The organism is Rickettsiales bacterium (genome assembly GCA_035765535.1).
In the GTDB taxonomy this organism is placed as follows: domain Bacteria; phylum Pseudomonadota; class Alphaproteobacteria; order Rickettsiales; family JABCZZ01; genus JABCZZ01.
Window position 1 is genome coordinate 80,250 of the sequence record DASTXE010000002.1, and the last position, 13,758, is coordinate 94,007.

Consider the following 13,758-nt stretch of genomic DNA (forward strand, 5'->3'; position numbering starts at 1 on the left):
GCTAGGCAGATTTGATAAGCCCCAGCTTCTTCGCTTCCTCAATAACGGGAGTGACGATCTGCTCTGGTGTATAATCGGCATGGTGGACATCGTCATACACCACCAGCCGCTTGGGCTCATTCGCGGCTTCAAATAATTGCTGGCCGTGGCGCAGCGGTATTGTCAGGTCTTTGGTCCCATGCAGCATCAGCAGGGGGCAGATAACCTTCTTGATCTTGGAAAGCGAGTCGTATTTATCCAGCACAAGTTGGCGGACGCCGATAATGAAAGGATAGAGCTCAGCCGAACGTGTTTCCACGGACGTATAGGCGGCTTCCAGCACGAGAAGTGCAGGAGGACGTTTCGTAGCCATTTGCACGGCTACGCCGCTACCCAGTGACTCACCGAAATAGATCAGCTCTTCCTGAGGGATTTTAAGATCGATCAGCGCGTAATTGATGGAGGCTTGTGCGTCGCGGTAGATACCGCTTTCCGTGGGCGTACCCTCGCTTTTGCCGAATCCCCGATATCCGACGGCGATCAGACCGAACCCGCTATCGATGAATGCGCTGAATTTTGCGACCCTGTCCCCCAGATTGATGGCATTGCCGTGGAAATAGATGATAGTGGGATAACCGGGCTTTGCCGTGTGCTGCCATAATTGCACCCGTACGCCGTCCAGCGATTCGATGAAAAGGTCGTTAATCTGGCCCAGCCCGTATTTTCCGGGGTCACCTATATCGCGCGACGGGTGATACATGAGGTTCCTTTGGAAAAGGAACACAAGGCAGGAGATGATAATATATCCGATGATGGCAAACTGTATAAAAATCATCAGAATTCTACTGTTTCAAAATAAAGCCTGCTCCCGCAAACGGCGATCAGCTAGTCATCAAAAAATTTAGGCTGGAAGCTGCCGAACCGGTTGACAGGCTTGGGTGCCGGTACGTCGATCATGTTATATTTTTCTTTCATCTCGTCCCGGATTTCCTGCGGCGGCGTATCGCGCCCGGCAGCAAGAACGGAACCGAAATCGGCGGGTTTGAAATTCTTGCCCGCCTGCATTTCACCGAACATCCGCTTCAGGTCTTTCCCCATCAGCTTCAGGTAGGAATAAACAGGATCGCCGAATAGATTGCTGCCCTGCAGAAGGATGACAACCTCCACGTCAAGCAGTTCGTCGTTTATCCAGTCGGGCGATACGTTCTTTCCAAAACCCGGGGTTGACCAATTATTCTTCATGATTACTAACTTGTCGGTTGAGGCGGTTAAAGTTCAAATTATGTAGAAATATTAGTGCACAAAAGTGCAAAATAAAACAAAAATTTTCTAGGGTAACGTGAAAAATCCCATAGTGTTGCACGAAGCTTGCCATGGCGGAATGCCGAAAGGAGAGGAGAGGACAGTGGGTTATTTGAAGCGTGTGCCGATATTCTGGGACGGGGCGGCTACATTCTTACCCACCAGCTCCATGGCCTGAGGCAGGTATTGCTTGTTCTGTATCCCTACGGCAAGTATCACAACATTATAAATTTTTCCGTTCGGGAAGACGATGCCGTCTTCATCGGTCTGGGCTTTGTTCTTATGCACCAGTCCAACCACTTCCGGCAGGTGTTCTACATCGACAGCGCCGATGGCGGGGATGCGGGCGTCAAAGACCACTTCATTGGGTTCGCCCTCAGTTGTGATGGAATTCTTGTCAATTAAGGCTTTTAAGAGGGGTAAATGTGCTTCGGAAGTGGTGCCTATGCAAGGAATGTTGGCTGCGTAAAGTCTCTTATCCGGTAGAACCCCATTTTCTTCGGTATTCATTTCCATACTCATTTTACTCACCCTTCCTAAAACCGGTAACTTGCTTGTGTTTCCGTATCCATTAAGCCCAGTATATCTAAAACACCCCCCCTATGCCATTGCATAATGCAGGTGTCAAAAACACTTCATCAATTTGTAATAGGATTGTAACAATTTAAGGGAAAAAGCAGGAAAACTAGTCTTCATCGAAGAATTTGGGCTGCGATGTATCAATTTTAGGTAGAGCCGGTTTCTGTACGTCGATGATATGGTGCTCGTTATTCATTTCCGCTTTGATTTCGGGAGACGGTTCTCCGCGTCCTGCCACGATGACGGTGCCGAAATCGGCAGGCTTGAAATTCTCGCCGCTACGTATCTTTCCGAAGATTTCGCGTAAGTTCCTGCAGGTCAGCTGCAGGTAGCAGTACAGGCGGTCGCCGAAGGTGTTATTACCCTCCAGCAAAACGATGACTTCGTCGTCCAGGAATTCATCGCTGATCAGATCAGGCGATACATACCTGCCGAAGCCGCTTGCCGTCCAGTTACTTTTTTTTGGAGGGGTCATAAGGATTCAACGAACGTTGCATGGTGTATAGCTGCTGTCTTTGTTTCTGCGCCTGCTGGAATAGCTCGGTATTGATTTCCATCATCCGCTTGGCGTACCGGGCGGCGATGAACCTTGCCGCTTCGGCGGAACGCTGTTTTTGCTGCTCGGTGCCGTTGCTGCGGATTCCCAGGCCAGCCATAAGCACGGTCAGGGCATTAAGCATTTCCTGATTTACGTCTTCGCCGTTCAATATGTCTTTCATGTCAACCATAGGAAAATCGCAGCTTCCGATAATACGCTTCAGTCTATTTTAGCATAAGGTCTGAAATAAATAAATCCTAGTGTTTTTTTAACCATTTTGTCACATGCGCAACGTGCGAAACTATTGTGCAGACTTGCACTGTAATAGGATTGTAACATCCTGTATTATGCGGTATGGTAATGCGCTTTCAGGAGAGAACTCGGAATCCCATGCGTAAGGCCCTTATCCTAACTACAGCGCTTGTAATGCTGCTTCAGCCGGTGATGGCGGGCAATGCGAAGGCAGAAAGCCTGAGAGACATGCACATACAGTCGGCATTTCTCTTTGCCAAGCGCCAGAACTGGCACGAGGCGGTAGCGCATGCCAGAATGGCGCATGATGAAATTCTGGAAAAATATTTCATCTGGGAATATCTCAGGGACCCGCAATCTGACGCGACGTTTGAGCAAATCAATCGCTTCCTTGATGAAAACCCTTCCTGGCCGGACAGAACGTTACTGGAGAAGCATGCAGAAGTAGCGCTCATGGCCGCTAATCCGACAGATGACATGCTTGACGAATGGTTCAGCAAGCACCCTTCGCAGACAAATCTGGTGAAGCTGAAAAGAGCCAAAAATGCCGAAGCGCTTAAAGCCATGATACGTAGCGCGTGGGTGAGCGACAATTACGATAAGGCGACTGAAAAAAGGATACTGGAAAAATACCACAGCATCCTGCGCTCGTCCGACCATGTACGCCGCATTGACCGCCTGCTATGGGAGGGGAATGAAAGCGATGCAAAGCGTTTGCTGAAATACGTGCCTCGTTCGTATCAACGCCTGTTCCAGGCACGCATTGCACTCACTAATAATGAGGACTCGGGACCGGCAGCGCTGAAAAAAGTGCCGCGCGAGTTGATGGGAGACGCAGGATTGATTTACGCCCGCATCTGGTGGCGTATGCGCGAGAATGACAGGGACGGCGTGCGTGAACTGCTGCTGTCCGCGCCTGCTCAGGTGCCTTATCCGGAAAAATGGTGGCGTCTGCGCGACCGTCAGGTACGTGAGGCATTGGCAGAAGGCAATGTGCATATGGCGGAAAGGCTATTGCAGCGCACGGGACAGAAACCGGATACGGTCGAATATAAGGAAGCCGAATGGCTCAGAGGCTGGATAACGCTGGAGTACCGTCATTCGCCAGACAAAGCGTATGAGATGTTCACAAAGCTGCATGAACAGATGGAAACGCCGTTCGGCAAAGCGCGCGCCGCTTACTGGGCAGGACGTTCGGCGCAGCATATCGTCAAGAGCGATCCGGCACGCTGGTTTGGCGAAGCATCACGTTATCCGACCACATTTTACGGTCAGCTCGCCGACTGGGAATTGCAGAAACATGACGAAAACCGGCACGGACATTATATTGAATCCAGCGTACAGCCAACGCAGGAAGAGCGCGAGCGCTTCAAGAGACGTGAACTTGTTAGGCTGGTCTATACACTCTCCGCGGCACAGCAGACGGATCTCGCAGGCAGGTTCATTTTTTATATCGCGCAGAATGCAAAATCGGATAGCGAAGCTATTCTTGCCACTGAACTTGGCCGCGATATAAAGCGTATCGATTTTGCCGTTCGCGCTTCCAAGAAAATATTACTGCGCGATATTGTGGCGCTGGAAAATGGCTGGCCTGTAATTCACACGCCTCAGGCAGCGATAGAGAAGGCGCTGATTCTGGGGCTTACGCGCCAGGAAAGCGAATTCTATCCTTACGCCATCAGCCCTTCCGGCGCTGTCGGTCTCATGCAGCTTCTACCCGGTACGGCCAAGGAAACAGCCAAAAAAGCAGGACTCTCTTATTCGGGTGACCAGCTTTTCCAACCGGAATACAATATGACGGTGGGCAGCGCCTATATGGCCAGAATGGTCAACAGGTTTAACGGTTCTTATGTGCTGGCGATCGCCAGCTACAACGCCGGACCTGGACGTGTGACGCAATGGCTGGGCGAGTTCGGTGCGCCTGCGGCGAATGTGCATTCGATGGTGGACTGGATTGAACGCATCCCGACGAGCGAGACACGAAATTATGTCGAGCATGTCATGGAAAATATAGAAGTCTACCGCTTCCTGCTGGGTGGCAAAACGGATGCAAAGACCTTAATTGCGGATGATTTGCTGCGGTAAGGGTAACGTCGCTATTGCTGTGACGATCCCCACACCAGGAACAGGCCGATATCGCCCGGGAATCCGCCGGGATAATCAAGTACGCGCGCGCCAAGGCGGAATCCCTGTGGTTTTAAGTCGTGTTCCCAGCGTGCGAATACTTCGGCAGCCTCGCCGCGTAAAGTATTCTGCCAGCCTTCTTCCACGACATTAATTGCACGGCCGTTATCCGTGCAAAGATCGCTGGGGAAACGCAGGATCAGAAACTCCTTTTCACCGCGCTCGGCGGCTTCTCTTGCGTTATGCAGCATTGCCTGCCAGTCGGCATCGGCGAGATGGTGATTGATAAGCTCAGCCACCATTTTCTTATGCTGTTCCATGATGCGGCGGCGCTCTTCCTGTTCTTCCAGCAGCCGCTCATGTTTATAATGTACCACGAGTCCCTGAAAGTCCTTGGCAGTTGCCTTCATAGAAGCCTTAGTTTTGTCCTGCTCATGCTTCTGCTCAGGAGGATGAGTATATTCGTGGAAATGCTTATCGACTTTATCGAACGCTTCAAAGATATACTGCCCCAGGTCGAAGCCGTGATGCTCGGCTTTCCCTGCCTGTAATGTTAAAGCACGCACGAGATCTGCACGGCTGACAATGCCAATGATCTCACCGTTCTCGACGACCGGAACGCGTTTGATATGATGTTCGGTCAGTAATTTTGCCACATCGCTTACATCGGTATTTCCGTCCACGGTAATGACAGGGGTGGCCATTAATTCGCGTGCGCAGCGGGAACGTGCCTTGAGCGACTGAAGAAAATCAGGAGCTACGGCATTGCCTTCTGCCAGAAGATCCAGCCACCATTCGCGCCGCTCCATATCCTTTATAATATTGCGCCCGGTAAGATCACCTTCGCTGACGATACCTAGCGGTCTGCCATCCGCATCCACCACCGGGACAGCGCTGATATGATGCTGCATCAAAAGCTTTGCAATATCCTGCGTAGTAGCTTCAGGAGCAACGGCAACGACTTTGCGGGTCATGATATCTTTAACAAGCATACAATCCCAGAGCGCGGTTGAAAAATACGATGAAAGAAAAAAGCAAGGAGCACAAGACAAGAAGATACCTGCATATTTTACCACTTATGCAGGCATATTCAACCTCTTGTAGGCTGGGAAGCGAAAAAGCACCTATTTTTGCGGTTTTGTGGCGTCCTCAAGAGGAGCGCTATCCACGGCCGGAGGCTGAGGAGCGGATGTCGCCTGATGGGGCGCATCTATAGAGGATTTTGCTTTACGGTGCTTCTTCTTTTGCGCAGGCGCTGGTGCCGGATCAGTCTCACCAAAGGAATTGGGTATATCCTGCGCCGAGACGGGGCCATTATCAAGCGCATTGTCATTGACGACGACGCGTTTGCTATGAGAGCCGTATTGCATTGTGTTTTCACCGGAAGGGCCGATGGAGTTATCGCCATTGACGATGGCGAGATTCTTCCATGCGCGGTCGTAATAAATCGGATCCTGTGTCAGGGCTTTATTCAGGTAGACTTTCGACAGGTCGCGATTTTTCGAAATATAGGCATAGAAGCCCATATTATTATACAGTCCTGGTTTGCTTAAGTGCGGCGCTGCCATTTGCTCTGCTGCGTCAAGCTTGCCGAAAGTGGCGTAGGCGAGGGCAAAGTTCAGATCGATCTTGCTTAGTTCCGGGCTGCCGCTTTCCAACTGGCCGCGCGCACGTGTAAAAGCATCGACGCATTCATTATATTGATGGCCCATCGCATAAGCCAGGCCGAGATTGTTCAGGATGCCTGCATTAGTAGGATTAATCTCAAGCGCGGCTTTATAATATTCAATTGCCTGCGGTTCCATTTTCTTGATGGCGAAAAGAATGCCGATAGCGTTCAGTGTACGCCAGCGACGCTTGTCGTTCTTCATAACCTTCGCGAATGTCTTGCTGGCAGTGGTGAATTCGCCCACATTCATTAACGAGAGTCCCTTTACTTCCAGCGCTTCGGCATCGTCAGGATATTTACGCAATAGGACATCCGACACTTTCAGCGCGGAATCATTTTCGCCGCTGCGCCTTAAATTGTCCGCAAGCGCAATCATGTAATGTTTGTCGTCGGGATGCTCGTCGCTAAGCTGTTTGTAGACCTGCGCGGCACGCTTGTAATCCCCATTGCTTACAGCTTGATTTGCCTGATTTTCCAAAGCCTTATCGACCGTACCCACCTTGGGGCCTTCCAGTTTTGCCAGTTCCGCGCGTCCGTTAAGGGTGGGGGTAGGAACGCAGGAGGAAAGAAGGCAGGTCAGGCTGGTGGCGGCCAGGATGTTAATGAGGGTTGCAGGAAAACGCATTTTATGTCATTAAATTCGTTGAACGGGCACCCGACTATACCCCCCGAAAAAGCTTATAACAAGCGGTAACATGACAAACGAACAGAAAAACCCACGCGCCGGAAAATATCCGCATCCGCATTTGCTCGGCATCGAAAATCTCTCCCGCGAAAATATCAGTCATATTCTGGATGTGGCGGAAGATTATATTGAAAGAAATCGCCAGATAGACAAAAAGCACAGCATCCTGAAAGGGCGCACGCTGATCAACCTTTTCTTTGAGAACTCCACGCGCACGCGCATGTCGTTCGAGCTGGCAGGCAAAAGGCTCGGCGCGGATGTGATCAATATGTCGGTCGCGACTTCTTCAGTCAAAAAAGGCGAAACGCTGATCGATACGGCGATGACGATCAACGCCATGCACCCGGATTTCATCGTGGTGCGCCATCCGGAAAGCGGTGCAGTGCATTTGCTGTCGCACAAGGTAAATTGCGCGGTGATCAATGCCGGTGACGGCAGCCACGAACACCCGACGCAGGCACTGCTTGATGCGCTGACAATCCGCCGCCGTAAAGGCAGGATCGAAGGGCTGACGGTGGCCATCTGCGGCGATATTGTCCACAGCCGCGTTGCCCGCTCGAATATCCTGCTGCTCAGGACGATGGGGGCGAAAGTGCGCATCGTCGCGCCGGCGACGCTTTTGCCGCCGCAGCCTGAAAAGCTTGGCGTGGAAGTGTTCACGGATATGCGTAAAGGCATCAAGGATTGCGATATCATCATGATGCTGCGTATTCAGACCGAGCGCATGGAAAGCAACTTCATTCCATCCGTCCGCGAATATTTCCATTTCTGGGGGCTGGATCAGGGCAAGCTTGCTCTGGCCAAACCGGATGCGCTGATCATGCATCCGGGACCGATCAACCGTGGTGTGGAAATCGATACCAAACTGGCTGACGATCTGAACCGCAGTGCGATTCTTGAGCAGGTGGAAACAGGCGTGGCGATCCGCCAGGCCGTGCTGGAAATCCTGTCGCAGCAATTATAAAGATTCGACGAAACCTTAACTTAAAATGAAAACCATGAAACAGCATTTTGCCCAGCCGACCCGCTCCCTTGCGGCCAACCATAAAGTAGCTTATGTCAACGCCCGCCTGTACGATCCGGAAAGCGGACTGGATGCAAAAGGTGCGCTGCTCACGGAAGGAAGCACTATTGCTGATTTCGGTGCAGGTCTGTTCGCCGGTGGTGTGCCGGAAGGGGTTGAAGTTGTAGATTGCAAAGGCGCGCTGCTCACGCCGGGCCTGCTCGATATTCAGGTGCATTTCCGTGAGCCGGGACAGGAATATAAGGAAACCATTGAGACCGGCAGCAAATCAGCTGCAGCCGGTGGCGTAACCACGGTTGCCTGCATGCCTAACACCAAGCCAGTAATTGACGATGTCGCGCTCGTGGCCTTCATCCACAAACGTGCCCGTGAAACCGGCTATGTCAACGTGCGCACATACGGCGCGATCAGCAAAGGCATGAAGGGCGAAGCGCTTACGGAAATGGGCTTACTGAAAGAAGCAGGGGTCGTAGGTTTTACGGATGACGGTCTGCCCGTGATGAACGCGCTGCTGATGCGCCGCGCGCTGACCTATGCGCGTGAACTCGGCGTGCCGATTGCACAGCATGCGGAAGATCTTAACCTGACTGCACATGGCTGCATGAATGAAGGCGTTGTGTCTGCAAGGCTTGGTTTGCCTGGCATTCCCAATGCGTCCGAAGCCGTGATCGTGGAGCGCGATATTATTCTCGCTGAACTCACCGGCGGACAATATCACGTGCTGCATATCTCGACGGCGGAAGCGGTGGATGCCGTGCGTCGTGCTAAGAAAAAAGGACTGCGTGTGACCGCCGAAGCGGCTCCGCACCATTTCTGCCTGACGGATGAAGCAGTAGAGGAATACCGCACTTTCTCCAAAATGAACCCGCCGTTGCGTGCTGAAAAAGATCGTATGGCTATTATCGAAGGACTGAAAGACGGCACGATCGATGCGATTGCCACCGACCACGCACCGCATGATGAGGAAAGCAAGCGCGTGCCCATGACGCATGCCGCGTTCGGTATTGTCGGTTTAGAGACGATGCTGCCGCTGTCGCTATCACTGTACCACCAGAAGATCATGCCGCTGCGCGATGTCATTGCCGCCATGACTTATAAGCCTGCAGACATTATCCATGTCGATGCCGGGCGCTTGAGAAAAGGTGCGCCTGCGGATCTCTCGCTGATCGATCTCGATCTGGAATGGAAGCTTGTACCGGATGCATTCGTCAGCAAATCGCAGAACTCACCGTTCGACAATTGGCCGACCAAAGGCCGCGCCATCCGCACTGTCGTCGGCGGCGAGACGGTCTATACGCTGGGTTAATATTCTCAATCTTCGCGTGGATACGCGGAGGAGCGAAGCGACGACCCCCTTAGAGGGGGTAGGCAAAGCCGTAGGGGGCGATGAACTCGCCCCCTTTTATTATTTAAATTTCCACAAACGCGACGCCGTTTTCGCCATCTGCTTTCAGGGCAATCTTGCCTTCCAGCAGTTTAAGTGCCTGTGCGCCGAACAGTTCATAACGCCAACCCTGCAACGTTTTGACGCCATCACGCTTGCCCATAGCGAGCATATCCAGATCGTCCTTATCCGCGATCAGGCGAGGGACGACCTGATGCTGGTAGGCACAGTTCTTCAGTAGCATGCGTAGCAGATCCGCCAGCACGTCGCTATTGCCGGTCATTTGCGGCTTGGCGGGCATACGGGGATAAGAAGAAGGCGGCATTGCCTCCACTTCTTTCCACAATGCGAACAGCGGCTCATAATTAACGGCGGACATTGTCGGATGGAACCCGCGGATGGCCTGAAGCGCGGCGAAATCCTCCGGCCTGCTATGTGCCACTTCGGCGAGTGTTTCATCTTTCATGATGCGGCTGCGCGGTACATTGCGTTCACGTGCGAGCAATTCACGCCAGCATGCCGTCGCCTGCAGCGCCGCGAGGTAACGCGGAGAAGCATTGCGCACACGGATCTTTTTCCATGCCTCGTTGGGATCGTTATCATACGTTAGCGGATCCAGCAGCGGCTGCATTTCCTCCGCAATCCATTCCTTACGTCCCATATCGGCCAGACGTTGCGAGAGTTCCAGATAGATCTTGCGCAAGTGTAGCACATCGTCCAGCGCGTAAACGAGCTGCTTGTCCGTCAGCGGGCGGCGTGACCAATCCGTGAAGCGCGAGGATTTATCCAGCGGCGCGCGAAGTATCTTGTTCACGAGCGTTTCATACGAAACGGATTCGCCGTAGCCGCATACCATTGCTGCAATCTGCGTATCGAACATCGGAGCGGGGATGACGCCGCCGGAAGCATGGTAAAAAATTTCCATATCCTGACGGCAGGCATGGAACACTTTCAATACGGCCGGATTTGCCAGCAGGTCGAAAAGCGGTTTAAGGTCAATGCCGGGCGCAAGCGGGTCGATTGCAGCAGCGTTTGTTTCACCCGATACCTGCACAAGACAGAGCTGCGGATAATACGTCTTCTCGCGCATGAATTCGGTATCGACCGTAATAAAAGTTTCGTGGGCAAGGGAGGTGCAGAAAGCCTCAAGTGCGGCGGTATCGGTAATGACGTTGACCATTTTATTCTGATAGAAATTCAAAGAAGGATATTCTGTTAAGATGTAAGATTGTTAACCGGCTGTGACAAGCTTTTTCTTGCCAATGCGCTGTAGAGTTAAGCGCAAGCTATCTCTGTGCTACGGCTTTACCGGAATCTTTTTCGGGAGGGCGTTCAACCTCATTGCCAAGCCATTCAGGCTTAGTTGTGGAGGTCAGAATATGATGCTCGACGGTTCTGTCGAAAAGATTCTCGATTGTCTTGGGCTGAAAGGCCTGCCGGGGCTTGCGCATTCCGTCGGCAGTGCGGTTGCCGTATGCATCCTTAATATAGGAGCCGAAAGTGCCGTTGAGCTGCTGCATAAGGGCTTCTATTGCTGCATCATCCACAGTACCGCTGACTTTAAATGTGCGGCTAAGTTCCTTGCCCGAGGGGCCTTTAAAACGGATGATATCGCCTTCTGCTTCCGTGCCGCGCTCCACATTCAGGGTAAGGAATGTATCTTCCCCTTTGGTATATTGTGTATAGCCTACACGGAAATTGGTTTTTGGATTCGGCATGTCCTGAGTGATATGCAGTAAGTTATGCGGTTCGGGATCGGGAAGCTGGCTGCCATCCGGCAGGCGCAATGCAAGACGGCTGGCGATAAAACCCTGGCCGTGCGGTGAATCGGTTCTGTCTTCTTCGGGCTCCGGCGCACGATCTTGAAACTCAAAGCGTAAGCCCGGATGGCTTTGTCCCAGACGGCGCAATTCATTGGAGAGAAACTCGATCGCTTCGCTTCCACGCGCCTGAGCCGTCAACTCATCGGACGTGTGCAGATTCTGCCTGAACTCGCATTCTTGCGTTTCGTCCCCGTCTGCTCCCAGCCCTGTAATTTTTAAGGTATAGCGTAGTCGCCATGTGGGATTGGGATATCTTGCTCCTTCTTCAAGATAGAGCGTAGAAGAGGTCAATATGACATTCTGGCCGCTGCCGCTTGCAAAGGGCAGGGTATGAGCGCCCTCGTCATAATGATCGAGCTTCTGGCGGTCTGCAGTGTGCCATGCAAGCTCGGCCCGTTGTGCTGCATCTCGCTTTAAATCGCGGATAATATCGCCCAGGCTTATCCTAAAACCTGCTTCATTGGCTTCCAGCAGATATTCCTCTATGCGGCTGAAGCGCCGCTCTGCTTCGATCTGCACGGATTGGTCGCGAGGCTGATCAAGCAGACCGAGCGGGAGAATGAACTCCCTTTCCTGATCCGTGCCTTCTGTAAAAACTAAGCGTGCTTCATAGCGCCGCCCCGATTTGATAATCTCCGAAGTGGTGGGTAAATCATCGGGAATAAATGCATCTGTCGCGGTCGTGCGCTGAGAGGGACTTCCGCCGACATTCATATATAATGCCGTCATATTCTCATGGTTCAGGATATGACTTTGCAGCATCTTCTTAAGCGCAATAGCTTCATCCAGATCACCAGTGCCCGTAAATACGGTGTATTCTGCGGTGTCTCCCCGGTCATTGCGAAAAGTGAGATTGATGGGGTAGTTGTGGCGCGTGTTATTATCATCCAGCACCAGGCGGCAGCGAAACTGCGTGCAGGGCGGAGTACGCGACAAGGCTTCCGCCATGATCGGGCGCGTGCTTTCTATCAGGCTTGTCTCAAGGGGATTCTCGGAGAATGGATGAGTTCCGAAATCCGCCAATATCGGAGGGGCAGGGGGCTGAACAGCGTCGGTGGCTGGCTTAGAAAGTTCAATACCTTCCTGATAGCGTAGCGGGTTATGTGCAGGACTGCTCTTAAGTTCATTGACATGTTCTCTGACAATATCCATGAAACGTTCATAGAGCGCGACTGATTGTGGCATTTCGTGGCGAATAGTCAGCGGATTATAAAGACCGCTATTCAAAGCAAAATGAAGCTGACTGATGATTAGCATTGCAGGGTAAGGCATGGGACTAGTATCATCTCCAGCCTGCTGCGTTCTGTTCATGACAAGATCGCGGTGCTGGTTGAATTCTTTCCGGATACTTTCCATAGCCTGCTGGTTAGGGATATTTAGCATCCTGTTTGTGACACCGAGCGATATTCCAGCCATCATCACCACAGCCTGTGACACGAGATTGTTGATTTCATATTCAGATTGTGAAGTCGCCCGTATTAGCTTGTTGCTGAAGAGGGCAAGGCCGTTGGCTGCAGATAGGAGGAAGTCCGTGTTAGGGCGAGCAAAAAAATCTCGGGGTGCGACGGTAATGGGAATATTATCATATGCAAAAAGCTCGGCGAACTCGGATGTAAATACCGGCTGGCCCGTAAAAATTCTTTGAGCATTTTTGAAGCGAACATCGTTGATGCAATAATCCGATAGAGGTTTTCCGCGGCGCAGCGGCATTTCTGTAAAAGCATGATGTACTTCCGCATCGCTTAACCATTGCTCCGGCGAATTGGATATCGTGCGTAAGGTAGCTTGAGCAGCCGTCTCAGCATCTTTGGCAAAAGCTCTTGCTGCTTCATCTTCCCGGCTGGCAGAAAGAGGGGTCTCCCATATGTAACCGGCTTTTTCCAGTGTTCTATAATATTGAGCGTTTTTCTCTCCGCGATCTCTCAGATGCTGTGCCATTCGGGTGTTGAAAGTGTCGCTGCCGAAGACTGCCAAATCTTCAGGTGTTGGTGTGGTGCCGCTTGGCCACATTGCGATGGCTTGCCGGATATGTCCCGGTCTGCTGGCAGTCGTACTATCGAAAAGTTCAGCTTCCCTCTTCAACGAGCCGTCAGGCAGCAAAACGACCTCATCGCCTTTCAGCCATAATAAAGAAGGAGGGGAATCTACGGGAGTATCCGTCATAATTCATGCAAAACCTTGGTTCACCGTAACTATAGCGAAAATAGGTTACAGAATTATGAATATAGTCAGAAAGAGATAGGGCTGATGTTGACCCCTGCGGGACTCGAGCCCATGTTAATATCATATTGTATATAAATAAAATATATTGCAGATAATGTCTTTCTTGGCATATGGCCTGACAGGAGCCGTATTAATTTTTTTAACGATTCTTTAATGAGCTGTATGGTAAAATGCGG

At 51.7% G+C, this 13,758-nt stretch carries 12 protein-coding genes; 3 read left to right on the plus strand and 9 right to left on the minus strand.

Annotated elements, in window-relative coordinates; translation table 11 throughout:
• Window position 1: 1 nt before the first annotated feature.
• The 5 genes from VFT64_02595 to VFT64_02615 form a co-directional block, all read right to left on the minus strand.
• The gene (locus VFT64_02595; GenBank protein HEU5046710.1) at window positions 2–814 is read right to left on the minus strand and encodes an alpha/beta hydrolase; all 813 of its coding nucleotides are present in this window, start codon (window positions 812–814) and stop codon (window positions 2–4) included.
• A gap of 50 nt (window positions 815–864) precedes the next feature.
• Window positions 865–1,221 (minus strand): hypothetical protein, encoded by a 357-nt coding sequence (locus VFT64_02600; protein ID HEU5046711.1) that lies wholly within the window; start codon window positions 1,219–1,221, stop codon window positions 865–867.
• Between the two features lie 168 nt (window positions 1,222–1,389).
• Window positions 1,390–1,791: a hypothetical protein gene (locus tag VFT64_02605; protein HEU5046712.1), complete on the minus strand. Its 402-nt coding sequence runs from the start codon at window positions 1,789–1,791 to the stop codon at window positions 1,390–1,392.
• A 175-nt stretch (window positions 1,792–1,966) separates the two neighbouring features.
• Window positions 1,967–2,335, minus strand: a complete 369-nt coding sequence (locus tag VFT64_02610; GenBank protein HEU5046713.1) for a hypothetical protein — start codon at window positions 2,333–2,335, stop codon at window positions 1,967–1,969.
• Window positions 2,313–2,588 (minus strand): hypothetical protein, encoded by a 276-nt coding sequence (locus VFT64_02615; protein HEU5046714.1) that lies wholly within the window; start codon window positions 2,586–2,588, stop codon window positions 2,313–2,315. Before VFT64_02615 ends, VFT64_02610 begins: the two co-directional genes overlap by 23 nt.
• A gap of 200 nt (window positions 2,589–2,788) precedes the next feature.
• Between VFT64_02615 and VFT64_02620 the strand changes: the two genes are divergently transcribed.
• Window positions 2,789–4,735, plus strand: coding sequence for a lytic transglycosylase domain-containing protein (locus VFT64_02620; GenBank protein ID HEU5046715.1), 1,947 nt, complete (start codon window positions 2,789–2,791; stop codon window positions 4,733–4,735).
• Window positions 4,736–4,746: 11 nt separating this feature from the next.
• Here the strand turns inward: VFT64_02620 and VFT64_02625 are convergent, their stop codons facing one another.
• Together VFT64_02625 and VFT64_02630 are read right to left on the minus strand one after the other, a co-directional pair.
• Window positions 4,747–5,766, minus strand: a complete 1,020-nt coding sequence (locus tag VFT64_02625) for a CBS domain-containing protein (GenBank protein ID HEU5046716.1) — start codon at window positions 5,764–5,766, stop codon at window positions 4,747–4,749.
• A gap of 132 nt (window positions 5,767–5,898) precedes the next feature.
• Entirely contained in the window at window positions 5,899–7,068 is a 1,170-nt protein-coding gene (locus VFT64_02630) for a tetratricopeptide repeat protein (GenBank protein ID HEU5046717.1), read from the minus strand.
• Window positions 7,069–7,138: 70 nt separating this feature from the next.
• On the opposite strand from VFT64_02630, the gene VFT64_02635 reads away from it, so the two are divergent.
• The gene (locus VFT64_02635) at window positions 7,139–8,092 is read left to right on the plus strand and encodes an aspartate carbamoyltransferase catalytic subunit (GenBank protein ID HEU5046718.1); all 954 of its coding nucleotides are present in this window, start codon (window positions 7,139–7,141) and stop codon (window positions 8,090–8,092) included.
• A gap of 34 nt (window positions 8,093–8,126) precedes the next feature.
• Complete coding sequence (locus VFT64_02640) at window positions 8,127–9,458, plus strand: dihydroorotase (GenBank protein ID HEU5046719.1); 1,332 nt, start codon at window positions 8,127–8,129, stop codon at window positions 9,456–9,458.
• A gap of 103 nt (window positions 9,459–9,561) precedes the next feature.
• Here the strand turns inward: VFT64_02640 and rnd are convergent, their stop codons facing one another.
• Both rnd and VFT64_02650 read right to left on the minus strand, forming a co-directional pair.
• Window positions 9,562–10,716, minus strand: a complete 1,155-nt coding sequence (gene rnd, locus VFT64_02645; protein HEU5046720.1) for a ribonuclease D — start codon at window positions 10,714–10,716, stop codon at window positions 9,562–9,564.
• A 106-nt stretch (window positions 10,717–10,822) separates the two neighbouring features.
• Entirely contained in the window at window positions 10,823–13,522 is a 2,700-nt protein-coding gene (locus tag VFT64_02650; GenBank protein HEU5046721.1) for a hypothetical protein, read from the minus strand.
• Between the last annotated feature and the right edge of the window lie 236 nt (window positions 13,523–13,758).

Bases quoted from the DNA above. Each gene is read 5' to 3' on its own strand.
- VFT64_02630 (HEU5046717.1), bottom strand. From the start codon at position 7,068: ATGCGTTTTCCTGCAACCCTCATTAACATCCTGGCCGCCACCAGCCTG.
- VFT64_02600 (HEU5046711.1), bottom strand. From the start codon at position 1,221: ATGAAGAATAATTGGTCAACCCCGGGTTTTGGAAAGAACGTATCGCCC.
- VFT64_02610 (HEU5046713.1), bottom strand. From the start codon at position 2,335: ATGACCCCTCCAAAAAAAAGTAACTGGACGGCAAGCGGCTTCGGCAGG.
- VFT64_02620 (HEU5046715.1), top strand. From the start codon at position 2,789: ATGCGTAAGGCCCTTATCCTAACTACAGCGCTTGTAATGCTGCTTCAG.
- rnd (HEU5046720.1), bottom strand. From the start codon at position 10,716: ATGGTCAACGTCATTACCGATACCGCCGCACTTGAGGCTTTCTGCACC.
- VFT64_02625 (HEU5046716.1), bottom strand. From the start codon at position 5,766: ATGCTTGTTAAAGATATCATGACCCGCAAAGTCGTTGCCGTTGCTCCT.
- VFT64_02640 (HEU5046719.1), top strand. From the start codon at position 8,127: ATGAAACAGCATTTTGCCCAGCCGACCCGCTCCCTTGCGGCCAACCAT.
- VFT64_02605 (HEU5046712.1), bottom strand. From the start codon at position 1,791: ATGAATACCGAAGAAAATGGGGTTCTACCGGATAAGAGACTTTACGCA.
- VFT64_02615 (HEU5046714.1), bottom strand. From the start codon at position 2,588: ATGGTTGACATGAAAGACATATTGAACGGCGAAGACGTAAATCAGGAA.
- VFT64_02650 (HEU5046721.1), bottom strand. From the start codon at position 13,522: ATGACGGATACTCCCGTAGATTCCCCTCCTTCTTTATTATGGCTGAAA.
- VFT64_02595 (HEU5046710.1), bottom strand. From the start codon at position 814: ATGATTTTTATACAGTTTGCCATCATCGGATATATTATCATCTCCTGC.
- VFT64_02635 (HEU5046718.1), top strand. From the start codon at position 7,139: ATGACAAACGAACAGAAAAACCCACGCGCCGGAAAATATCCGCATCCG.